This window comes from Photorhabdus akhurstii, assembly GCF_019090985.1.
Taxonomy (GTDB): Bacteria; Pseudomonadota; Gammaproteobacteria; order Enterobacterales; family Enterobacteriaceae; genus Photorhabdus; species Photorhabdus akhurstii.
In genome coordinates this window covers 1945033-1967829 of record NZ_CP020335.1, presented here as the reverse complement: position 1 = coordinate 1967829, position 22797 = coordinate 1945033, and the positions used below count along the sequence as shown (strand labels likewise).

19 protein-coding genes are annotated in these 22797 nt (G+C 40.9%); 16 read left to right on the top strand and 3 right to left on the bottom strand.

Annotated features, from left to right (window positions below):
- Positions 1 to 30: 30 nt before the first annotated feature.
- The 14 genes from B0X70_RS08545 to B0X70_RS08480 all read left to right on the top strand — a co-directional run bounded on the left by B0X70_RS08545 (position 31) and on the right by B0X70_RS08480 (position 18260).
- Complete coding sequence (locus B0X70_RS08545) at positions 31 to 1206, top strand: phage tail sheath family protein (RefSeq protein WP_217471304.1); 1176 nt, start codon at positions 31 to 33, stop codon at positions 1204 to 1206.
- Between the two features lie 35 nt (positions 1207 to 1241).
- Complete coding sequence (locus B0X70_RS08540; RefSeq protein ID WP_040149144.1) at positions 1242 to 1700, top strand: phage tail protein; 459 nt, start codon at positions 1242 to 1244, stop codon at positions 1698 to 1700.
- Positions 1697 to 1891: a DUF5908 family protein gene (locus B0X70_RS08535; protein WP_036806901.1), complete on the top strand. Its 195-nt coding sequence runs from the start codon at positions 1697 to 1699 to the stop codon at positions 1889 to 1891. Before B0X70_RS08540 ends, B0X70_RS08535 begins: the two co-directional genes overlap by 4 nt.
- Complete coding sequence (locus B0X70_RS08530) at positions 1878 to 2561, top strand: CIS tube protein (RefSeq protein WP_217471303.1); 684 nt, start codon at positions 1878 to 1880, stop codon at positions 2559 to 2561. Before B0X70_RS08535 ends, B0X70_RS08530 begins: the two co-directional genes overlap by 14 nt.
- Complete coding sequence (locus B0X70_RS08525; protein ID WP_217471302.1) at positions 2558 to 4159, top strand: phage baseplate assembly protein V; 1602 nt, start codon at positions 2558 to 2560, stop codon at positions 4157 to 4159. Before B0X70_RS08530 ends, B0X70_RS08525 begins: the two co-directional genes overlap by 4 nt.
- Before the next feature lie 12 nt (positions 4160 to 4171).
- On the top strand, positions 4172 to 4618 hold the full coding sequence (locus B0X70_RS08520; RefSeq protein WP_036806892.1) for a GPW/gp25 family protein: 447 nt from the start codon (positions 4172 to 4174) through the stop codon (positions 4616 to 4618).
- A complete protein-coding gene (locus B0X70_RS08515) occupies positions 4615 to 5031 on the top strand; it encodes a contractile injection system spike tip protein (RefSeq protein WP_036806889.1) in 417 nt (138 codons plus the stop codon). The genes B0X70_RS08520 and B0X70_RS08515 overlap by 4 nt, the downstream gene beginning before the upstream one ends.
- Before the next feature lie 84 nt (positions 5032 to 5115).
- Positions 5116 to 7821: a baseplate J/gp47 family protein gene (locus B0X70_RS08510; protein WP_217471301.1), complete on the top strand. Its 2706-nt coding sequence runs from the start codon at positions 5116 to 5118 to the stop codon at positions 7819 to 7821.
- Positions 7814 to 10714: a baseplate wedge protein gene (locus B0X70_RS08505; RefSeq protein WP_217471300.1), complete on the top strand. Its 2901-nt coding sequence runs from the start codon at positions 7814 to 7816 to the stop codon at positions 10712 to 10714. The genes B0X70_RS08510 and B0X70_RS08505 overlap by 8 nt, the downstream gene beginning before the upstream one ends.
- Positions 10715 to 10864: 150 nt before the next feature.
- Entirely contained in the window at positions 10865 to 12220 is a 1356-nt protein-coding gene (locus tag B0X70_RS08500) for a phage tail protein (RefSeq protein WP_217471299.1), read from the top strand.
- 81 nt (positions 12221 to 12301) lie between these two features.
- The gene (locus tag B0X70_RS08495; protein WP_217471298.1) at positions 12302 to 14161 is read left to right on the top strand and encodes a contractile injection system tape measure protein; all 1860 of its coding nucleotides are present in this window, start codon (positions 12302 to 12304) and stop codon (positions 14159 to 14161) included.
- A gap of 9 nt (positions 14162 to 14170) precedes the next feature.
- A complete protein-coding gene (locus B0X70_RS08490; RefSeq protein WP_217471297.1) occupies positions 14171 to 16255 on the top strand; it encodes an ATP-binding protein in 2085 nt (694 codons plus the stop codon).
- 24 nt (positions 16256 to 16279) lie between these two features.
- Positions 16280 to 17182, top strand: coding sequence for a Pvc16 family protein (locus B0X70_RS08485; protein ID WP_217471296.1), 903 nt, complete (start codon positions 16280 to 16282; stop codon positions 17180 to 17182).
- Positions 17183 to 17246: 64 nt separating this feature from the next.
- Complete coding sequence (locus B0X70_RS08480; RefSeq protein ID WP_046395550.1) at positions 17247 to 18260, top strand: hypothetical protein; 1014 nt, start codon at positions 17247 to 17249, stop codon at positions 18258 to 18260.
- Here B0X70_RS08480 and B0X70_RS25940 read toward each other — a convergent pair.
- A complete protein-coding gene (locus B0X70_RS25940) occupies positions 18241 to 18447 on the bottom strand; it encodes a type II toxin-antitoxin system YoeB family toxin (protein WP_217471295.1) in 207 nt (68 codons plus the stop codon). The two genes, B0X70_RS08480 and B0X70_RS25940, sit on opposite strands and share 20 nt — an antisense overlap.
- Positions 18448 to 18815: 368 nt before the next feature.
- On the opposite strand from B0X70_RS25940, the gene B0X70_RS08470 reads away from it, so the two are divergent.
- Together B0X70_RS08470 and B0X70_RS08465 are read left to right on the top strand one after the other, a co-directional pair.
- Positions 18816 to 19604, top strand: coding sequence for a tail fiber protein (locus B0X70_RS08470; RefSeq protein WP_217471294.1), 789 nt, complete (start codon positions 18816 to 18818; stop codon positions 19602 to 19604).
- Positions 19605 to 19666: 62 nt separating this feature from the next.
- The gene (locus B0X70_RS08465; RefSeq protein WP_217471293.1) at positions 19667 to 20704 is read left to right on the top strand and encodes a fucose-binding lectin II; all 1038 of its coding nucleotides are present in this window, start codon (positions 19667 to 19669) and stop codon (positions 20702 to 20704) included.
- A gap of 230 nt (positions 20705 to 20934) precedes the next feature.
- Here the strand turns inward: B0X70_RS08465 and B0X70_RS08460 are convergent, their stop codons facing one another.
- Together B0X70_RS08460 and B0X70_RS08455 are read right to left on the bottom strand one after the other, a co-directional pair.
- Entirely contained in the window at positions 20935 to 21804 is an 870-nt protein-coding gene (locus B0X70_RS08460; RefSeq protein WP_217471292.1) for a hypothetical protein, read from the bottom strand.
- Between the two features lie 123 nt (positions 21805 to 21927).
- Positions 21928 to 22623, bottom strand: a complete 696-nt coding sequence (locus tag B0X70_RS08455) for a helix-turn-helix transcriptional regulator (protein WP_217471291.1) — start codon at positions 22621 to 22623, stop codon at positions 21928 to 21930.
- Positions 22624 to 22797 lie beyond the last annotated feature (174 nt).

Below are 22797 nucleotides of genomic sequence, written 5' to 3'. Positions count from 1 at the left end.
CGCGTCTATTCAGTCGCTAAGGAGACGATAATGGAGATAACACAGCCGAGCGTCACCGTCACAGAAAACCTGATATCCCCAAAACAGGATGACACGTTTATCGGTATACCGGTTTTTATTGGTTACACCTCATCGCCAGTCAATAAAATCGCTATCAAGCTCCACAGCCTGGCCGATTTTACCCGGTCATTTCCTGAGTCAGGATTAATGTACTATTCCGTGCGCCATTTCTTTGAAAACGGCGGCCAGCAAGCTTATGTGCTGTCACTGGGTACGGAGAAGCCATCAAGCGATTTTTCGTCATTGATCACCGCGCTGCAACAAACGTGGCTGACACAAACGATTTCCGCAGAGAACGATATTACTCTGATTATCACCCCGGATGTTATCCGCTTTAATCAGACAGAGGTTTCCTATACTCAAAGAGATCTTTGGTTAAAATTTTGGCAATCGGCGCTCAATCTTTGCAAAAGCCGACGCGGTATCATGGGATTATTGGATGCCCCAGACAATCCCACATTAGCCGCTGAGTGTTTAAAACGGTTCTCTTCCGCTGATCGACAATGGGGCGCCGTATACTGGCCGCTGCTGAAAAGCGCCTATCAGGATAACGCGCAAAACCCTATCGTACTTTCACCCACCGCCGCCGTGGCTGCCGTCATCCAGCGTAACGATAACCAACAAGGCGTCTGGACCGCGCCGGCCAACATTGCCTTAGCCAAAGTGATTAGCCCGGTCCACTCTTATATTGAAGCGAATGCCCTGTTTAACCCGGACAGCGCCTCACTGAATCTGGTGCGCAGCTTTCCCGGCAAAGGTATTCGGATCTGGGGATGCCGAACCTTGGACAACACTCCCGGTTCACTCTGGCGTTATATCCAAATCCGTCGTCTGGTTTCTTATATCGAAGCCCATATGACCCAACTAGGTCGCGCCTTTGTCTTTGAGCCTAATAACGCTATCACTTGGATGAAACTTAAAGGACAAGCCCACAACTGGTTGCGTCAATTATGGTTAAACGGCGGGCTACGAGGCATCCAAGAAGATCAGGCGTTCAAGGTGTTATTGGGTGTGGGTGAATCAATGAGTGAAGTCGATATACGGGCCGGAAAAATGATCATGAAAATCAGCCTCGCAGTCTTAATTCCGGCTGAATTTATTGAGCTAAGCCTGACATTCGATACCCGTACCGGTACCACCCGCTAAGTTAAACAGAAACAAAAGTTAAACAGAGGCAAAATATGAACAACCTCTACACCCCGGCAGTGTCACACCGTTTTATCGCCAGTTTTCTTTTTAACAACATTCCCAGTCCACTGGATATCGCCTTTCAACGGATATCGGGCCTGAGCCGCGAGCTGCAAACCACCCAACACAGCCAGGGCGGAGAAAACGCCAGAAATACCTGGTTGGCCGAAAAAATCCAACATGGCAGTCTGATGTTGGAACGTGGCGTGATGACCGTGACACCACTCACGCTGGTGTTTGATCGCGTCCTGCGTGGCGAAAAAGCGGTCTACGCCGATGTTGTGATTATGTTACTGAATGAAAATTCGTTACCCGTGGCAAGCTGGACATTAAGCAACGCGCTACCGGTACGCTGGTCCACCGGCGACTTTGACGCCAATAGCAACACCGTTTTGGTGAACTCACTGGAGTTGCGTTATCAAGATATGCGCTGGTTAGGAGTGAAAGTATGACCGTCGAAATTAAGGAGCTGATTATTCGGGCTAAAGTGACTGATTCCGAGAGTAATCCCATCACACGCAATCCCATCACACCACAGACATTAGCCCAAGAGACGCTGGATAACGCCCGTCTGATCGAAATCGTCAAACGGGAAGTGTTAGAGGCGTTGCGTGAAACCGGAGGCTATTATGAGCTTAATTGAACGCAGCCTGTCCAAACTCACCCTGACCGCCTTTAAAGACCGGGAAGGGAAAATCTCCGTCGGCAGCTTACAGGCCATGTATAACCCTGATGGGATTCAGCTCGATTATCAAACCCGCTATCAACAGGACGAAAGCGTTAACAACGCCAGCCAAAGCAGCCGCTACGTGCTATCACAACCCGCCGGTTTAACGTTAGTTCTGCTATTTGACGCCACTATGCCGGGCAACAACATTCCGGTAGAAACCCAACTCTCAACCTTGAAAGCCCTGTGTACGGTGGATGCCAGCACCAGCGTACCCCACTTCCTCAAAATCAAATGGGGCAAAATGCGTTGGGAAAACAAAGGTTATTTCGCTTGCCGGGCTAGTGATCTTACCATCAATTACACCCTGTTTGACCGGGACGCCACCCCGCTGCGAGCCAGCGTCACTTTATCGCTGATCGCGGACGAAAGCTTTGTTATTCAAGCCACTGAACAGCAGTTAAAATCACCGCCGATCACCGCAGTCAGCGTCACCGATATGCTCTCGCTGCCGTTAATCGCCTTAGGCGCCGGGGCTTCTCTGGCTGGCGGCATTGATTACCTCACCCTCGCTTGGCAAAACAATCTGGATAATCTTGATGATTTCACCCCCGGGCAAACGCTACAGGCACAGGGGGACGCATGAAGATACCGGCGATAGACGTTAAAATAGCGGGAAAAACCCTTAACCAGTTTTCTGTCATTAGTCTGACCGTCAACCATCAAATCAACGGTATTCCCACCGCCAAGATCACCCTTAACGTAGCCGGTGACGCTAACGCGATTTTCTCCGCTAAAGCGCAAGCTGAACTCATAAGCTGTCGGCCAAATCAAGAACTGATCGTGCAACTGCAAAAAACCGTGTTGTTTAAGGGGATCATTGTTCGACAAGCGCTTAAGTTCAAAGGTCAGGACAGTCTGGTTACTCTAACGGCGAAACATCCACTGCAAAAACTCACTGACAATTTCCATTCACAGCTATTCAGCCAACAAAGTGATGAAGCCATTATCAGAAAACTATTCAGTCAGGCAGGAATACCCGTCACGATAAAACAGGCGCCTCAGCTTAAAACTGAGCATGAGCAAATGGTCCAGTTTCGCTGTCATGACTGGAAATTCTTAAAAAGCCGGCTGGCCGCCACCAATATCTGGTTATTACCCGGTAACGAAACGGTCACGCTGGCGACGCCGGAATCACTTAATCAGTCAACGGTGCACACGATTAAACAACGTGCCGGCGATCAAGGCATTGTGCTGTTTGAAGCAGATCTGCAATGGGATAACCGGCACAACCCCAAAACAGTGAGCGTACAATCCTGGAATATCACACAACAAAAACTGTCTCAGGCCACTCAGGCAAAAAACAGTCGGCTTGGCAGTGGTCAACTCGCGCCAGACAGTTTGGCAACTTTGACCGATCAGGCATGGCAATGGGTTTTTAGCTATCCGCAAGATAATGAACAAGCCAAATACCTTGCGCAAGGCATCCTGAATAACCTGCGCAGTGATAACGTCTCCGGCAATGTTGAAGTTGCAGGGAATAGCCGCTATCAACCGGGGGATGTTCTGGCGTTAAGCGGCTTTGGTCAGGGAATGGATGGCAAAGGCGTTATCACCGGCGTCAGTCAGACCATCAATCAACGGCAAGGTTGGCGTACCCGGTTAACTCTGGGTTTGTTGCCGGAGACAGAACCGGCGGTCCCGCAGGTTAAAGAGCTGCATGTAGGGATTGTGGAGAAATACCAACAGGACAAACAGTCACTAGACCGAATTCCGGTCAGGATACCGGCGTTAAATTTAACCAACAGCGTGCTGTTTGCCCGACTGGGTAAACCTTACGCCAGTCATGAAAGCGGGTTCTGTTTCTACCCGGAACCGGGGGATGAAGTGATTATCGGCTTTTTTGAATGCGATCCCCGTTTCCCGGTGATATTAGGCGCTATGCACAACCCGAAAAATAAAACACCGATAGAACCTAGTGAGAAAAACCCAATAAAAACCTTGGTCATTAAACAAGGGGATAATCAGCAAGAACTAATATTCAATCATCAAGATAAAATTGCCGCTCTTAATAGCGGGAAACATTCATTATCTCTGCAACAGGATAAAGATATCACGCTAGATTCGGCCAAGAATATTATCACTAAAGGTCAGGAAATTAACCTACAGGCGGAAAAATCCCTGTCAGCCACAGGAAAGTCCGGCGTCGATATTAAAGGTGCGAAAATTAACTTAACACAATAATAGGACAGCAAAATGACAGACAACATATTAGCCGATATTTATGGCCGGGGTTGGGCTTTTCCGCCACAATTTTCTATCCAAGATAATGCACACTCAGAAATACCCACCGGTGTCCAAATGGCGGCAGGCGCGGAAAATGTTCGCCAAAGCATGAAAATTCTTTTTCTCACTGAACCCGGCGAACGGATTATGCGTGAAGATTACGGTTGTGGCCTGAATGATTATCTGTTTGCCAATATCAATGATGCACTGATAGCAGAAATCCAAACCCGAATTGAAGAACGGGTATTGCGTTATGAACCACGTGCGGAAATCACGATAATTCAGGTCAATCAGAGAACGGACTTGCCCAACACCCTGCATGTTCAGGTGACTTACACCCTGAGAGGGAGCGAAATCAACCAACAAATTGATGGCATCCTTGAAGTCAGCGAAGGCCAGGTGTGGGTGCATCTATGAGTAAGCAACTAGTGGTGGATGGCGACAATCTGCTATTTGAACCGTTATTCGGCAACCGGCAAGTCACCCTTCTAGGGCCGGCGACCATCAGAGGCAGCGGGCACGCTCAGATCCAAGGCAAAAAGATCGCCATTGTGGGTGACGAAAAAAAGGTCCAATTTCAGGCGCAATATATTACCCCTAGCCATCCGATACCCGGTATGGGAATGGTCACCATTGCTCAATTGGATGCCAGCCAGCAGGCAAACTTTTGTCGCAGCACCGCCACAGTGATTATTGTCGGACAGCAATTTACCGCCCGTTTCATGCCGACACAACCGGCGAATAATCCATCGAGCGGCCCGGATGTGACAACGCCGAGTATGGGAAAAGGCCGTTTTATCGCCAGCCAATATAGCGTCACTGCCGGATAAATCCTCCCTTCAACCTTATTTCTAAATAACCATGATCTCCTGAAAATTGATCAGGAATATATTCAAATAATAGGTGGTGTCAATATGGGACAGGCCGAGTTAGATAATAAACTCTCCGCTATTGTGCCAAATACTGCGTTTAAACTTGATGAAAGAAGTACGCTGGATATTTTAAACTGGCTTAAAAAATACGCCGCAATCATCCCTTTCGATCAAGATAAAAAACAGTTCTGGGACAGTTTCTACTTTATTCAAAAAAATAGTCCTCAGCAATTAGCCAATATTTACCAGCAAGTTAATCAAGCCAATGGCCTTTTACCGCCACATCAGGCTTTCGTACTGGCTTTTTTAAAACTATTAGAAACAACCAAACGCTTATTAAACACCTTCCCGGCACGACACCGTGATCTTTATTATCGAGAATTACTGGGACTGAATCCTAAAAACGCCCAAGCGGATAGTGTCGCCATCAGCGTTATCCTGAATACGGATAACGCGGAATTTTTAGTAGCACAAGGCACGCTGTTTGATGCCGGGCAAGATAGCGCCGGCAATTCGTTACAGTATGCGTCAGACACGGATTTATTGGCCAATCAAGGGGCGCTGACCGACCTGCGTTGGTATAGGAAAGACGGCAATAATGGCTGGCAATCGGCAATCCCTTTTAATCTTTCGGATAACATTGCATTACCTGAAAAAGGTATCCGACTTTTTAGCCCGACAGCTAATGATATGCCGGTGCTATCCGGTTATCTGATTACCTCCTCTTTATTTGCAATGTCCGCCGGAGAACGCCATATCACATTGACGCTGGAAAATGATTGGGAAGGTCAAGCGGAACATCTCACCGCTAAAATCAGTGCAGAAGATCACTGGTTATCGTTGTCGGTAAAACTTATCGACAAAAAGAATATTGAACTAGGATTATCATCCACGGCTGATCCTATCAGCCCGCCAGATAACCTTGACGGCATGACATTCGACGTACCGGTATTAACATTAGGCACGACTCAAAAACCCACTTTGCCCAAAATTACCGGGATTGCAATCAACATTAACGGCAACCGTAGTGTGCACTATGCCTCTGACGGCGGAACTGAACAAACCGATAAAACCAGTTTCCCCTTTGGTCAATTTCCATCGTTGGGTTCCGGCTTTAATCTGGTTGCCCCTGAATGGTATGGTTCTGAAAACGCGACGCTTACCCTGACTCCGCAATGGGTTGGCTTGCCGACAAAGAGTTTTAAAGCCTGGTATAAAGGGTACACCCCTGAACCGGATAATAGCGCGTTTAAAGTCCAGGGCTATTTAGTCACGCCTCAGGAAAGAAAAAAGCTCACGGGAACCCCATCGTTATTTGGCGGAACCGATGCACCTCAAGGACAAAGCCTGAGTTTTACCTTACCGACAATGGACTACTCTGTGTCTGATAGCCCATCACCCAACGACTGGCCTGCGTCAGTGCGCATAGAATTGGCTGAACAGGATTTTATGCACACCCAATACTGGCAAGATCCGACCGGTAAAAATTTACCCTACACCCCACAAATCAGCGCATTGCAAATCACATTCAGCGCTAAAGTAAAAACCGAGCAATACACCGTTTATCCTCTCACGCCTTTCGGTTGGGGAAACGCGAACGCTGAAACGCCTTCATTCGCCAATGACGCACTCTATTTGGGTTTCACTAACGTGTCACCGGGACAAACCTTATCCCTATACTGGCAACTGGTCGGTATTCAGCAACTTACGCTATTTTGGTCCTATCTGAATCAACAAAACACCTGGCAGCCATTAAATCAACTGGTCCACGACCAAACTCACAACCTGTTTGACCGGGGAATATGGAGTACGTTATTGCCACAAGACGCGTCAAATCAGGCAGCCTTAATGCCGTCAGGACGATACTGGTTGAAAGCCGAGATCACTCAACAGACCGCCCCTGAGAATTACCCAAAAATGCAAGGCATACTGTATAACGCGACAACCGCCACTTTAATCAACGTAGAAACCATTGAAAATGATCACTTTATCAATGGATTAGCCGCCGATAGCATCAAGCAGACCGTCAGCGCGTCCGATGCCATTAACCGTGTGACGCAACCCTGGGCATCCTGGAACGGTCATCCGAAAGAAACAGAATCCGCTTTTCTCAAGCGAATTCCTCCCCGGTTATCCCATCGTAACCGTGCTTTAAGTTGGGATAATATCGTTACGCTACTGAAAGAGAATTTTATCAGTATATTTGATGTCAAATACCCTTCCGCCAATGAACTAACCAAAATCCCGGCGCCGGAAACGCAACAACTGACTGTGATCCCTAACAGTCGTTACAAAGATAACGACGATGCGCTGCGCCCGATCCTGAATCCGGCCCGACTGGCGGAAATGGCCGATTGGATAAGCCAGTTAAGCAGCCCTTGGACCACCCTCAAAATCGACAATCCCAAATACGTTGACGTGCTGATCAGCTATCAACTGGTATTTGTCGCAGGGGTTAATCCCGACTATGGCCGTCATCAGTTACAGCAGGAGCTAAGCCGAAAATATATGCCGTGGGCAGAAGATAGCGCTATCGGCGTCACAACCGGTAATCGCATTGATTACTACCCGTTATTAGCCACCATTCAGCAGTCACCTTTAGTTGAACGGGTCACTAACTTAACGTTGAAAAAATCACCCCAAACCGCAGAAGCAGTCGGTGACAGCGTAGAGGCCGCTGATAATGAAGTACTGATTTTAGTTTGGTCAGAAAAGAGTTCCGCTAATAAAGGAGCAAACAATGGATAATCAGGATGCCCTGTTTCCCACCGTTAAAGACGATATCGCCTTTGAAACCCTACTCACTCAAGCCAAGACAGTGATTGAGCAACAGTCTGGGCAACTCTGGAGCAATACAGCAGAAAATGATCCCGGTATTACCTTATTAGAAGCCGGTTGTTACGGTGCATCTGATCTGGCCTATCGTCATTCGCTACCCCTGCGCGATCTGCTTACCCCCGAAAAACAAGAACAGACACCGAACGATGGCATTTTTCCACAAGAATTCGGCCCACAACAAATGCTGACCTGCGGCCCCATTACCGCGGAAGATTATCGCCGCGCCTTACTGGATTTACATAGCAGCGATAATATTAACGACAAAAGTGAAGGTTATTTTTTCTTTAACGATGTGCAGCTAGTTCGTGAACCTGAAAGTGAACGTTATCAGTACTGGTATAACAAACAGAAACGTGAATACAGTTTCATTCAGACGCCAGATAGCCAACAGTTAACCCTGAGAGGCAACTACTGGCTTTATTTACTCCCTAGCCAGGAAACTGAGGCCGATAAGGTACTGGCACAACAGAGTCTGGCGGCTTTCTTAAAAAATAACCGTAATCTAGGGGAATCCGTCAGTAAAATTATCTGGCTACAACCGACGGATTTCCTGTTGCAGCTTGCTATCGAGCTGGATGATGATGTAAAAGATATTGCTGACATCTTCGCCAAAGTCTATATGACAACCGCACAGATGGTATTGGCTAAACCGTTACGTCATACCACTCAGGCCATGAAAGAATTAGGCTACAGTAATGAAGAAATATTCGCGGGACCTTATTTACATCACGGCTGGATACCCGAATTACCGGCAGCCAAAGATTACACCAAGCCGACAGAATTAAAACTCAGCCATTTGGCTAATTGCTTATTGGCTATCCCCGGAGTACAAAGTATTACCCAATTAGCATTAGGCAAACACGATGAAAATATTTCTCCGTTGGCGGACGATAATTGGTCCTGGACAATCGCTCAAAGATATTATCCCAGGCTATGGGGCAGTGATCCCTTAAGCTTAATTACTTCACCAGCAAGCCCGCTCATTATTACCGCCAAAGGCGGGGTAAAAGTCGCCGTTTCTAAACAAGATATAGAGAACAAAATTATTATTGCACCATTAATTCAGACACAACCCGAACTATTAAACTGGGGCAAACATCGTAAAGTTCTGGACTACTATCCGATCAGCAATAAATTACCCGCCTGCTATGGATTACAGACCTATGCGGAAACTCAACAGCAAATACACTTGCACCAATTTATGCTGCCTTTTGAACAGATGCTGGCTAACGGCTGCGCTGAACTTGCTATTTTGCCGAAATTGTTAGCCTTTAAACAACGGGGAAATGCAGTATATGGCGCCAAATGGCCTTTTAAAACCAATACTGTCGGTCAGAAAGTCCATCAGGAGATCATACCTGATTTAATCAAACAACTAAATAATGATTCCCAAATCAATAATGATGACGGAATTCACCCGCAAAATTATGCAAAAGAATTATCAATCCTAAATTACTTATTGGAATATTTTGGCACCCATCGCGCAGCCAGACCACTCACTCTGGATTCATTGGATTTTCTCTCTACTCAGCGCGGCTATTTGGCGCAACAACCTGAATTGACCTATCAGCGTAATAATATTCGTGTTGATAAAGTATCCGCGCTGCAAAAACGGATCGCCGCCCGCATTGGCTTAGGTGGAGAATGTTTTAAAGACAACCCCAACTTGGCTAATTTGCCTTTCTATCTGATTGAACATCTTCAGCTATTACCGATAAAACCTGACAAAAAATTCGATAGTGAGCAAAAACCCGATAATCTGGAAATAAAAAGTGAGCCAAATGATAAAAATCATCAATTAATCATTACCCAGAAAGGAACAGCGGACCAATTATTGCACGGGCAGGTCATTAATCTGATTATTATTGAGGGAGACAGAAAATTCATATTACGAGGCCAAATGATCACCGATATTACAGGAGACGCCTTCTCTCTTAACACCCGTAATAGCACCGATCTAGAGCGCAATTTAAACCGCGTGGAACAAGCGTTTAAGCAAGGTAATTTACGCTGGTGTAATAGCCCGGTATGGATGGAGGATATGGATTACCAACTGGTTTATGCCAGTGACACATATCAAACGGGAACAGAAGATGAACGTTGGATCACCTCCAGCACCCAAAGTCCCTTCCCTGCCATGATCGAAGTCAATGATGAAATCACCCTGAAATATGTTATTACCCCCGATGGACCGCCGACAGCAATATTAGCTAATAGTGATTCTCCAACCGATTATGAGCTTAAAGCACAAGTTGTAGAATTTGATCGCATTAAAGGCCGGATATTAATTAAAAAAATACCGGGCCAACAATATAATTTTCCAAAACCAGAAGACGCATGGCGCTACCATTGGTACTTTTCCAATGACAAATATGCCCTGGCTGACCGCTTTTCATTTATGGTCAGTGTGGTAATTAATCGTCAACTTATTGAGAATGATAAAGTCGATCCTTATAAACTGGAGGCGTGGGTAAAAACGGAGATCTTAGCTGAATTCCCGGCACATCTTTCCATGATTTTCCACTGGCTATCACCAGAACATTTCAAAAATTTTGCCAGTACTTACAAGCGTTGGCAAAACAATGGCGCGCCTCTGGGTGATGAAGCCTATAATATTTTAGAAACATTAACGTTAGGGCGTTTACCTTCAGAGGCAACCGGTACGGGTAATATGCGAATCGCCACCGAACAGCAGCGCAAAGAGGTTATTGGCGACTCTGGAACCGAATGGAACGAAAAGGTAATAGAAGATAATCAGTTATTATATGTACCTAAAATTCAAGCTAATATTCAATCTAAATAAAAATAGTTGCAGAAATTAATATCGCACTATAAAAATAACCATCAATTTCATTACTAAATAAAATATCCTCCGATTATTCTCTTATGATCAGGCAATATTTACAGGATATTTAAAACAGAATAATTCAATATTATATATAAGGTCACTAAAATGGAAAAAGAATATAATCTATCTACTGGGCAATCCAATACAGAAAATGCCAACCCTGAATCAATAGGGCCTTCATCAGATGAATTAAAAAATCGTTTTAAAGCGGGCAGTATTCCCCTGCAAACTGATTATTCAGACCTGATTGATATTGCTGATATCGGTCGCCGAGCAGCGGGCAAAGCACCAGATCAAACTAATAATCCAAATTCAGCCCTGGAACTGGATAATAGCTCTGGGCTGAAAGTAAAAACTAACCCTACCGGCGGTATTTCTGTTGATTCTAGCGGCATAGCTGTTAAATGTTGGCCGAGCGGTGGTATCACAGTCACTGACGGTTCTGGTCTTTATTTAAAATTAGTAGGGGGTAATTCCGGTAATGGTTGGAGTGGTGTAAGTGGATTGGGACTGGGTTCAGACGGTGTAAAGGTTAAGGCGGGTAATGGTATTAATGTTGATGGTAGTGGCGTCTCTGTAAAAGCTAAGGAGAATAATGGCATTAATGTTGATAGTAGTGGCGTCTCTGTAAAAGCTAAGGCCAACAGCGCTATTGCCGTTGATAACGAGGGGGTAGCTGTTAAATGTTGGGATAACGGTGGTATTACAGTCACTGACGGCTCTGGCCTTTATTTAAAATTAGCAGGGGGTAATTCCGGTAATAGTTGGAGTGGTGTAAGTGGATTAAGCTTAGGTTCAGACGGTGTAAAAGTTAAAGCAGGCAACGGTATTAACGTTGATAATAATGGTGTCGCTGTAAAAGCCAAAGATAAAACAATTAACGTTGATCCTACAGGGATATCCGTAAGACTTGGTTGGGGAATAAAAATAGGTGATGGATTAGATGTTAAGGCCGGCAATGGTATTACTGCTGATTGGAATGGTGTCTCTGTAAGATCCAAAGATAATACAATTAGCGTTGATCCCACAGGAATATCTGTGAATCTTGGTTGGGGGGTAAAAGTTGGAGGAGGATTGGATGTTAAGGCCAGTAATGGAATTAATGTTGATAGTAGTGGCGTCTCTGTAAAAGCTAAGGCTGGTAGTGGTATTAAAGTAGACAGTGATGGCGTAAGCATTGATATACAATCAATTGCATCAGAACTCGCTAATTTAATCATTCCACCTGGAACAATTGTGCCATTCTATGGCAATTATGATAACCCTCCTTCTGGTTGGGTATGGTGTGATGGAAGTAATGGCACACCTGACTTAAATACTAATAATAATCATCATGACTCAGTTGACCATATTAATTTAATTTCAGGTTCTACGAATAAAAATACTAATTATTGGCAGTTAGATTATGGAACACATGTAGCAGCAAATGTATATTTCATGAGATATATTATGAAAAAATAAATCAGTTAATCATAGTGATATATTCTATATAAAACCCACCTCACATTTATTACGTAAATTCACGACAGAGGAAATATTAATATGCCTTGGGAGCCAAATCTATTAAACCGGATTACCATTACTATTGAGGCTAATAATCAACAGGTGGCTAAAAAAGTATTGCATGGCTCCCTGCTTAATCAAACTGATATCAATAAATTATTTAACACATTCTTTACTCAACATCCCATTAATCAGGATATCTATTTAGAAACATTAACTCTGGATCTTGGTGAAATAAATTTACATAATTTTAATTCACTATTCCCTGTAAAGCTTAATACTGCGCTAAATAAAGCATTAAGCCAATATCAAATTAATCATCAGGAGAAAAAAACATCCCTAAGACAATCAAAACCACAGAAAATAACCAACAAACCTTCTTTATTACATGTCAATAATTCAATTAATATTGAAGATTTCATTCATTATTTAAATCAAAAAAATTCCCCTTTCAATTCAATAGAGATTAAAACTCATCATCAAAATATTGACATCAATATCCAACAATTAGTTAATCAATTAGCTGGAATAGAAGATAAATGGGTTTTGTTTTTAGCAAAAAGCTGTTTATCTGAACCAAGTCTACAACGGTTATTAATGCTCAAGCAACCCACTTTATTAAGCGCTATTAACCACAGACTATACGGAAAGATAAACAGATCACAATATTTGGGAGAGCCTGTCTCTCCCGGACAAATGATACTCAATGCATTACAATATATACAGCTAAATCATACACAGGAGATACCTAAACTGGATGTGAAAGTGCTATCACATCTCACCGCTGAATTAGATAATGGTACACTTAATGCAACATCCATTATTACGTTATTCCGTCAGATTATCACTCACAATATTCCATTAAATAGTTGGTTAAAACAGATCTGGCAAACTATTGTTGTTGCAAGATCCAGAAAAAAATACCTATCCGACGAAGAGTATCAATATTTATCAGAACGTTTTACTGCAAACTATACAGATAAAAATCGCCCTAATATAGAATTAACTACTGCTCATAGAAACATCTCGAAAATCCAGCAGGACAAATATTTACCTGAATACCTTATTTCAAACCATACGAATAAAAACAAATCCAGTAAACAACCGGTCATTACTGACACTAGCAGCAAAAACGTTCAGGGAAACCAATATACTCCAGAACATTTTATTTCAGGCCATACAGATAAAAATAAATCTAATAAGAAATTAACCGTTACTCACGCTGATATTAAAGATACTCAGACACATCAATACACTGCAAATCAGGAAGTAATATCCGAAAACCAGAGAATATCACCAATATCGAATAACCCACATATTACAGGAAATAACGCTAACCAATTACAGAATATCAATAAAACACACTCTGAATACGTTCTATTACCTAAACAAATTCTTCCATATCAGGTAAATAATGCTGGAATATTAGTTTTATGGCCGATGCTACCCTCATTATTTAATCAATTTGGCTTACTTGAAGAGCAAAAATTTATTCATCGTCAAGCCCCATTTAGCGCAGTTAATTTCCTTAACTATCTGATTTGGGAAAACGGAAAAATACAGACAGAACTAAATATATTGAATAACGTTCTGTGCGGATTAATGGTTAACGAACCTATTGAATTAGCGCTTGTTGAACCAGAAAAACAGTTGATCATAGATCAATGGCTAGATGCCATTATTAACCAACTTCCCGGCTGGAAAAGATTAACCCGTAATGACGCTCGCCAACTGTTTTTACAACGACCGGGTGAATTGCTGATCAGCGATCAAGAAATCAACATCACAGTAGAGCATCAGCCGTTTGATATGCTATTAACCGATTGGCCGTGGCCATTAAATATCGCCAAGCTTCCCTGGTTAGATCGCCCTTTAAAGATTGACTGGAAAAATATCTAGAAGGTTTATATGGACTACCTACTAACAAATACCCCCTGTAGCATAGCTGAATTACGCTGGATTTATCCCCATTTGGAACGTATCGATCTGCTATTACAGCACTATTATTATCAAAAGGGAGACCAATACGACTCATTACCGGAAAGTTTTCTACTGACCGAAGATGAAGTCGAACAATGTTTAATATCACCGCAAGGAGTTCCTCATTGGTTAATTGAAGTAAATAATCCTATTCGCGATCCAGAAATCGAGGCAAGCCCTGCCCTTGATGCATTATCATTATTAGTCGAACGTTTTGAACTGACTGAATTTGAGCGTGATGTTTTATTATTAGGTTTATTACCCCATTTCGATAGCCGTTATCATGCGTTATTTGCCGTTCTAAATGGTAGCAGTAAAAAACAGTGGCCCAGTTTTACTTTAGCTATTGAATTATTTAGCCAACGCCAAGGTGATCGGCAATTACTACAAAACAGCTTTTTACCGCAAACACCGTTAATCAGTAACCAATTATTACGGCTCAATAATCATGAAGAATCTATCTGGTTACAAACACAATTTTTAACCCACAACGCGATCTGGCATTTTTTATCGGGACAACGAACACTTTTACCACCCCTAATAACCTGTGCTAATTGGCAAACGCCTGCTTCATATAATTGGTATCCTCTGCCTCTTTATCATTCACTGGAAAAGATATTGTTGAATGAAACTGATGAAATACGACCACTGGTGATACTCCGGGGAAAAGAAGGCAGCGCCAGAGAATTAGCAGTCAGTAATATCATGGCATCTCATGGCATTAATACCTTAACTGCTGATTTAGCTCTCCTGCCCGATGAAGAAAACACAACCCTAATATCCAGCCTGCTCGCAGACGCAATACGAGAAACCCGGCTACATAACGCTTGTCTATTAATTCGCAATTTTTCTTTATTTACAGAGGCAAAGAAAATATTACACCGCGATTTATCTATTTTGCTGAACCAGCCGAAATTACGCGTAGTTTGCCTGGTAGAACCGGGAGATGCATTAGTCTGGATTAAGCATCTGCCAATGGTGCAAATCAATATGCCCGTTGCGACACTGACCGATAAAGAAACTTTACTAAAAACAAGCTTACCGGAAAATATCGCCCAAAAAATTAATATTACTCAGCTATGCCAGCGCTTCTCTTTTACTGCGGAAACATTACCGCTCATTCTTGAAGAAGCTTATCAATATAAAATGATCCGGCAACCAGAAGGCCAACTGGAAGAAACCGATCTGCGTCAAGCATTAAGTTTTCGCGCCCAACAGAATTTCGGCAAACTGGCTCAACGAATTACTCCAAAGCGCAGTTTTGACGATTTAGTGGTTTCAGACACATTAGCACAACAATTAAAAGAAATTATCTCAGCGATTAATTACCGTGACCAAATTCTGGGTGCCGGTTTTCAGGAAAAAATCAATTACGGTACCGGTATTAGCGCCCTATTTTATGGCGAATCGGGTACCGGCAAAACAATGGCTGCCGAGGTGATTGCCGGTTATCTTGGGGTTGATCTGATTAAAGTTGATCTCTCCACCGTGGTAAATAAATATATCGGTGAAACAGAAAAAAATATCTCTCGTATTTTCGATCTGGCCGAAGCGGATTCCGGGGTGCTATTTTTCGATGAAGCCGATGCCCTATTTGGCAAACGCAGCGAAACCAAAGATGCTCAAGACAGGCACGCGAATATCGAAGTATCTTACTTATTACAACGACTAGAAAATTATCCGGGGTTAGTGATTTTAGCCACCAATAATCGCAGTCATTTAGATAGCGCGTTTAATCGCCGCTTTACCTTTATTACCCGTTTTACTTACCCTGATGAAGAGTTACGTAAAAAAATGTGGCAAGTCATTTGGCCGGAACAATTGACACTATCCAATGAAGTTGATTTTGCTCATCTGGCTAAACGGGCTGACTTAACTGGTGCTAATATCAGGAATATTGCTTTATTGTCATCAATATTATCAGCAAATGATAACTGTGAACAAATCGAAAATAAACATATCGATCGCGCCGTGATACTTGAATTAAATAAAACTGGCCGATTAGCATTTTAAAAATTTAATAGAATAGGAACAACCATGACAACCATCATTGCTTCTGACAATGCGATTATCGAGATTAATCAAGCATTAAATACTATTTTATCTCAATATTTAGACATTTCCGGTCAAAAAATTGATATTCGTTTTGATCTACCCGAAATTAATTCCATTCAATCGGAACCGACAGTCAGTGTATTTCTTTATGAAATACATGAAGATCTACAATTACGATCCGCTGAATCAAGACGTTATAACCCGATAACTAACACATTATTACCGGGATGGGTCAATATAAATTGTAACTATTTAATCACCTATTGGGATGCCAGCAAGCCCTCTAGTGACAGCTCCAGCCCAGACAGCCAACCCAATAATCAAGCTGCGCAAGTGATGACGCGAATTTTAAATGCATTAATCAACAACCGCCAATTAACCTGTATTCCCGGTGCTTATACCCGGGTTATTCCCCAACAGGAAAATTTAAATAGCTTAGGTAATTTTTGGCAAGCTCTGGGTAATCGCCCACGTCTTTCTTTACTCTATTCCATTACGGTACCAATGAAACTACAAGATATTAAAAACAATATGACACCAATTAGCCAAATATCCACTTCTGTGGTTCAAAAACCCAGTCTGGATAATTCACAAATAAACCAAGCTCTGGCAGATAAATTATGTGCCGATTTAGGCGGTACAGAAGATATTCGCCTAGCCCTAGCTAAAGTGAATCTGATAACCGAACCTACAACAGATAATAATGATAATCAGGAAAATGAAAGTGTTATTCTTGAAGTCTCGGGCATTACTCGTTCAATCTATTTAGCTAAAATAAAAGATATTCTTTCTACATGGGTAAATAGCCAAAAAACCGTAGTTAAAGTAAATGGAACAGGTATTATTATCGCTAAAGAAAACTCCGACAGTTTAACTTCAATATAAAATCATTAATAAAGAGAAAATTATACAGATAATAGATCAAACTAATGACCAAGGATTTATAAATATGCCAAGATATTCTAATTCTCAGAGAATACCCACACAGAATAGTAAAAACAGCCGTAGAACATCTCCATTATCAATTCCTTCTGATGGGCATCTTTCACTTTCAAATAATCTGACTAATGACTCCTCCGTTCGCCAAGAAGTTAAGAGGCAATTTATTTGGGAAGGCCATATGGAGGCAATTGAAAAAGCGTCCAGACTCGGTAATTTTGCTGTCAGTTTTCGGGCAGCGGGCGAACCAACACTCAGAGCCTTGGGTAAAGGCGCCGCAGCCAAGGGACATGATATTCTGGAAAAAACCATTAAACCCGGTTCAATTAACAAAGCTTATCCCAAAGATGAAGCTTCGGATGTCATAAAGCAAGTGCAGGAGGCAGGTATTGAAGGCTATGTCGGTCACTGGAATAAAGAAACGGGACGCCTCGAGGGTATTTATATGAGCAGCGGTCACGGTTTATCAGATAAACAGGTCAATGGGAAAATTTATCCCATAGATTTAAACAATCTCGAAGCAAGTCTGGTGCCTTTGAAAGAAAAAAAGAACTGGGCCGCACTGCCTTTCACCGGTGATTATGATATGCATGACATGATTAGTTTCACCACTCAACCACATTCAGTACCATCCAATTCATCAGAAGAAAAGAAAATCATTGAGCGCATTAACGAATATATTGCTAAATCTGATTCAAACCGACCATTTGAAGATACAGAACATAATGTTATCAGGCATGGTCCTCAAGTAAGCTACCCTGCTTTTGCGATGGATAAAGAACAAGAAGAGATAAAGAAACACGGGGGAATTGTCAAAGCGGTTGCTGAACCAGGGGAATTTCCGGTTGCTATTGTCAGTAAAGGGAAATGGACCATTGCCAATAATATCGATGAACTGAATCAGTTTTATAATAGTATTGGCGCAAAAATGAAAGCAAGCTGGAAACCAGGTGCTGGAAATCCCGGGTTCGTTTCCAATCCACAAAAACCGGGCATGGCCAGATTTAATCGGAAATCTCACTAATAATAATACCGGCAAGCTCAAGCTTATTAACACCACAGAATGGTGTTCTTTCTATATCGTTAAGAAGCTCGTTAAGTGAATTAACGAGCTTCTTATCATTTTGTTGCCAGTAAAAAGGCAACTTGGAAGATAACGGGCATATTAATTCTTCAGCAGCATGATAAACATAGAAATAAAAGCAATCCACTTATCCCAAGCAATAAAAATAACCCTATTCATTATCCCATCCTTGTCATACTTGAAATTGAATAATCATAGAAATAAACATCCATTAACAATCTCTGTCATTAATTAATGTTGTGTATAAGAATCTCATCCCCATAATTGTTTTGTTTCACGATAAATTATTTAAATAGCCATTGGTTAAATTTTTAAATATAAACAATAACATCTATAAATCATGTTATTGCGGTAGCTATACCCTTGAATAAAAAACTAATGAAGGTAAAGAAATAAACGCTTTTTATATTTTAAATGTAAATAGTAAACAAAGGAAAAAATCATCAATTTCATTGTTAAATAAAACAACCTAATATTATATACAAGGTGATAAAAATGGAAAAAGAATATAACCAGTCCACTTTAGAATCCAATATAGAGAATACCAATACTATGGATCGCCATGAAGTTGGTAAAACGCCCTGTCGAACTGATAATCCAAATTCAGCGCTAAAACCGGGTGATGACTATACACAAGCAATAAAAATTAACCCTGATGGTGGCTTAAAAGCAGATAAAGATGGATTAAGTGTAAAAATTAAAGCAAATAATGGTATTAAGGTAGACAGTAGCGGAATCAGTATTGATCCCAATAATGTATTCCCAAAAGGAATGATTGTGATGTTCTCCGGTAAAGATACTCCTACCGGCTGGGCTTTTTGTGATGGTAATAATGGAACCCCTGATTTAAGAAGCCGTTTTGTCATGTGCGGTGAAACTATTTCTGAGACAGGACAAAGTAATAGTAAAGCCAGTGGGAGTGGTAATGGGAAAAACTTTTCCAAGAATACAACATCAACTGCGGTTTCGGTAAATGTTACTGTGGAAAATACAATATTAACAGAGTCACAAATACCTAGTCATAGTCATATTGGGGGTATGGCTTATTATTCTAAAGATGGAATGAACTATGGTGTTTATTCGCCTGGCGGCACCGGTATAAAACAAATGCATAATGGTGATAATATAATGATTATTAACAATGTTCCTTATTTCGCATTTACATCAAAAACAGGAGGAGGACAAGGACATAATCACCCGGCAACAGCATCGTCCCCTTCCCATAACCATAGCGTTGATATAATTCCTCCTTATTATCTATTAGCTTTTATTATGAAACTTTAATTCCGTTGCACCAAAAAGATTTAAATTATCTATAATTTTATAACTACAAAGGATATATAACAATGAATATATCTAGTTACTTCTTCCTGAATGAAGAAAACATTAAATTCAATAATCAATGTTTAAACACATACATTGGTTATCCCCAACCCATCAATAAAGATTGGCCCAACCTGCCTGCCGAGTTCCAAAGATATATTGACGATATTATTAATTTAAATGGTTTTTTATATTTTTTCAAAGGTTCACTGTGTCTTAAATTCGATATCGCGAAAGCACAGGTCGTTGATAAGCCAAATTTCATTGTAGATGGCTGGCCTGGATTAGAAGGAACAGAATTTGAAAATGGAATAGATGCAGCTATAGAATTGACCACAAACACTGTTTGTTTTTTTAAAGGTAGACACTGTGTAGATTACACCATCGATTTACACACAATTAAGACCAGCACTATTGCAGACCGGTGGGGAATGACCGGGAAATATGCAGAATTTAGTACCAACCTTGATGCCGCTATTTTGTGGCCAACTATTGATGGAAATTTTATTTATTTTTTCAAAGATGATTCTTTTATTCGGTTCGATCAAAAATTGAATGCACTTGATGCCGGACCTATCATCATCTCCAGCGATAATGAGGGTTGGAGAGGATTAGCCTTCAAAAATATTCAAGCGGCAGTATCGGTCGATATTGATTTATTAGGCAGTCACCGAGACAATAGTGGCGTCTGTAGTGGAACATGTGGTACTAATGACACGGGTAAACATTGTTTCCAGTTACCCCAAAGTATTATATTTGCCCTGATAGCCTACGCTAATACAGATACTCCGCAAACTGTAAAAGTATATATATATATTGACGATCTTCTGGTAGATACATTAATCAGTGATGGACAAAATAATCTAATGGCAACTAAAGCCTACGCATCAGGTACAGGCAAAGTCTGTATTGAGATTGAGGGGGATGGCAAACCATGCAAGCTGCGTTATTTCGATAATATATTTGATGGCAAACCGGGAACAGCTATTATCGGTGCTGAAAACGGTACCAATAATAATTACAATGATAGTGTGGTATTTTTAAATTGGCCTTTGACATAAACTAAAAATACTTGGTTTCGAATAATTATTGCGCCATTCTTGGCGCTTTTTCTTTATTAAAGCATTTATCTATCTAACTCTCTTGCCTGCAAACTCCCACCACTTACCTGCTCTAATGATTTAAGTAAACTCGCTCCCCCCGGTCACAGAGTTACCTATGCTCCCGGGGATTCGCTCCTTTGCCGCTCCGATGCATCTTGAAATCCATAGGGTATAACTACAATATTATATTACTGACTCACAACTTGATCTTTAGGGTTAAATGTAAATACAGCATCTGTTGCCTGTTTTACATTTGTACCTTTAGGTAATTCGATTTTAACAATAGGTAAAAATTTACCTGTTGCATCTTTATAATCACGTTGATCTTTTTGTGCATTAATTAAACCTGCACCGTTTGAATAAAAAAGGGCTTCAATAGGTAATGTTTGTGGCTTATTCTCATCCCAAGGTTGAACGACTATCTCATTATAATTTAAACCATTACCATGATAAGGCATTGCAAGTAATGTTTGATAAAAAGCATCTGCTGGATCTTTAGCCGTCGGTCTAACATCAAATGCACAGACTCCCCATGCAGATTTTCTTACAATAGCTTTATTTAATTGATGAGCGGTGAAAACACCAAAATCTTGGCATGATTTTCCATCTGAGGGTTTAGGCGGTGCGCCACAATAATTTCCCTGACGCCCCCAAGTATTCGCATCAATAACATAGGAGCATAATACAGGAACTTTAATCTTATCCTCAGGGGCCATCTGTTCAGGAAAAAGAATAAAACCATTTACGCTAGCAAATGTATTGCCAAATTTAGCATCTTTTCTTAAATATGAAAAAGAAACTCCATTATTTTTTATAGAAGATGGATTTAACTTCCAAAATTTAAATCCAGGCCGAGTCCCTCTCATCAAAACTCCAGAGCAAAGAAAAGCGGGTGATTGAGCATCGCCACAGTCTTTAGCGGTATTATTATATTGTTGGGTCAATATATTAGCAATATCATTTTGTACATCGGTTTCATTTCCCGTTTGCGTGAAGGCAAAAGTATTTGCTGAAAAAAAGACAATACTAAGGAACAAACCTATGGCAGGCTTTTTCATAAAATCCTCACTTAATTTAAAGTGCGTTAATTGAAATTAAATTGTTCTCCATTCACTTCCTAATGAAGTTTTTCACTGTTTTTCTTATATCACAACTATCAAAATTGATAGCAAAACAAGGCTTCATAATTCTATTTGACCATTTTCAATGGCCTTTATTATGGCTGCACCTCTAGAGTTAACATTAAATTTTTCTCTAATTTTTTTAAAATGAAAATTAATATTTGCTTCTGAGCAATTAAGTATGCGTGATATCTCCCATGTTGTTTTTCCAATTAAATACCAAGAGCAAACTTCTTTTTCTCTTTTACTTAATTTAATGTTGTTTTTTTTGTTTTTTAAAATAATTAAATAGTGTAGTATTATGTCTCTTAATGCTATTAATTGATTGAAATTTTTATTTATTGTCCTTATATAATCACCTTCTTTGCAATAAAAAGATAAAGTTAAAATTCCAAACTCATGATTAATACCATGCATAGGAAAAGATATGCCATGATTTATTCCATAATCTTTAATTTCATGGGAAAAAAGTGATTTTTTTTCTAGTTTATTGCAATCCCATATGAAAGGGATAGTGTTTTTTATGCAATATTCAAAAATTGGATTGTTATTGATATATTTATCTTTTTGATAGTTTAAGGCTAATTGATCATTATTGGTGATGAAATTTGATTCTTTAATATTACTTTTAGTTGAAGAGTAAAAGAGAGAATACCATTCTATATCAGTAATAGATTGAATGGTTTTAATAACAAAATGGAGATCATTAAACTCCTCAACAACACAATCCGAATAAAATTCATATAAGTCAATCATAATTTAACCTGGGTATTGTTAAATATTTCAAAACGTTAATACTAAGATTAGTCCAATAATTGACTAGAACAACTATCAAATCTGATAGTTGTGATATAAGCAAAACAATGAAAAACTCTACTAGGAAGTAAATGGGGAACAATTTAATTTCAATTAACGCACTTTAAATTAAGT

What these genes read in the sequence shown, in the direction of transcription:
- B0X70_RS08545 (WP_217471304.1), top strand. Translation starts at nt 31, where the DNA reads ATGGAGATAACACAGCCGAGCGTCACCGTCACAGAAAACCTGATATCC.
- B0X70_RS08540 (WP_040149144.1), top strand. Translation starts at nt 1,242, where the DNA reads ATGAACAACCTCTACACCCCGGCAGTGTCACACCGTTTTATCGCCAGT.
- B0X70_RS08535 (WP_036806901.1), top strand. Translation starts at nt 1,697, where the DNA reads ATGACCGTCGAAATTAAGGAGCTGATTATTCGGGCTAAAGTGACTGAT.
- B0X70_RS08530 (WP_217471303.1), top strand. Translation starts at nt 1,878, where the DNA reads ATGAGCTTAATTGAACGCAGCCTGTCCAAACTCACCCTGACCGCCTTT.
- B0X70_RS08525 (WP_217471302.1), top strand. Translation starts at nt 2,558, where the DNA reads ATGAAGATACCGGCGATAGACGTTAAAATAGCGGGAAAAACCCTTAAC.
- B0X70_RS08520 (WP_036806892.1), top strand. Translation starts at nt 4,172, where the DNA reads ATGACAGACAACATATTAGCCGATATTTATGGCCGGGGTTGGGCTTTT.
- B0X70_RS08515 (WP_036806889.1), top strand. Translation starts at nt 4,615, where the DNA reads ATGAGTAAGCAACTAGTGGTGGATGGCGACAATCTGCTATTTGAACCG.
- B0X70_RS08510 (WP_217471301.1), top strand. Translation starts at nt 5,116, where the DNA reads ATGGGACAGGCCGAGTTAGATAATAAACTCTCCGCTATTGTGCCAAAT.
- B0X70_RS08505 (WP_217471300.1), top strand. Translation starts at nt 7,814, where the DNA reads ATGGATAATCAGGATGCCCTGTTTCCCACCGTTAAAGACGATATCGCC.
- B0X70_RS08500 (WP_217471299.1), top strand. Translation starts at nt 10,865, where the DNA reads ATGGAAAAAGAATATAATCTATCTACTGGGCAATCCAATACAGAAAAT.
- B0X70_RS08495 (WP_217471298.1), top strand. Translation starts at nt 12,302, where the DNA reads ATGCCTTGGGAGCCAAATCTATTAAACCGGATTACCATTACTATTGAG.
- B0X70_RS08490 (WP_217471297.1), top strand. Translation starts at nt 14,171, where the DNA reads ATGGACTACCTACTAACAAATACCCCCTGTAGCATAGCTGAATTACGC.
- B0X70_RS08485 (WP_217471296.1), top strand. Translation starts at nt 16,280, where the DNA reads ATGACAACCATCATTGCTTCTGACAATGCGATTATCGAGATTAATCAA.
- B0X70_RS08480 (WP_046395550.1), top strand. Translation starts at nt 17,247, where the DNA reads ATGCCAAGATATTCTAATTCTCAGAGAATACCCACACAGAATAGTAAA.
- B0X70_RS08470 (WP_217471294.1), top strand. Translation starts at nt 18,816, where the DNA reads ATGGAAAAAGAATATAACCAGTCCACTTTAGAATCCAATATAGAGAAT.
- B0X70_RS08465 (WP_217471293.1), top strand. Translation starts at nt 19,667, where the DNA reads ATGAATATATCTAGTTACTTCTTCCTGAATGAAGAAAACATTAAATTC.
- B0X70_RS08460 (WP_217471292.1), bottom strand. Translation starts at nt 21,804, where the DNA reads ATGAAAAAGCCTGCCATAGGTTTGTTCCTTAGTATTGTCTTTTTTTCA.
- B0X70_RS08455 (WP_217471291.1), bottom strand. Translation starts at nt 22,623, where the DNA reads ATGATTGACTTATATGAATTTTATTCGGATTGTGTTGTTGAGGAGTTT.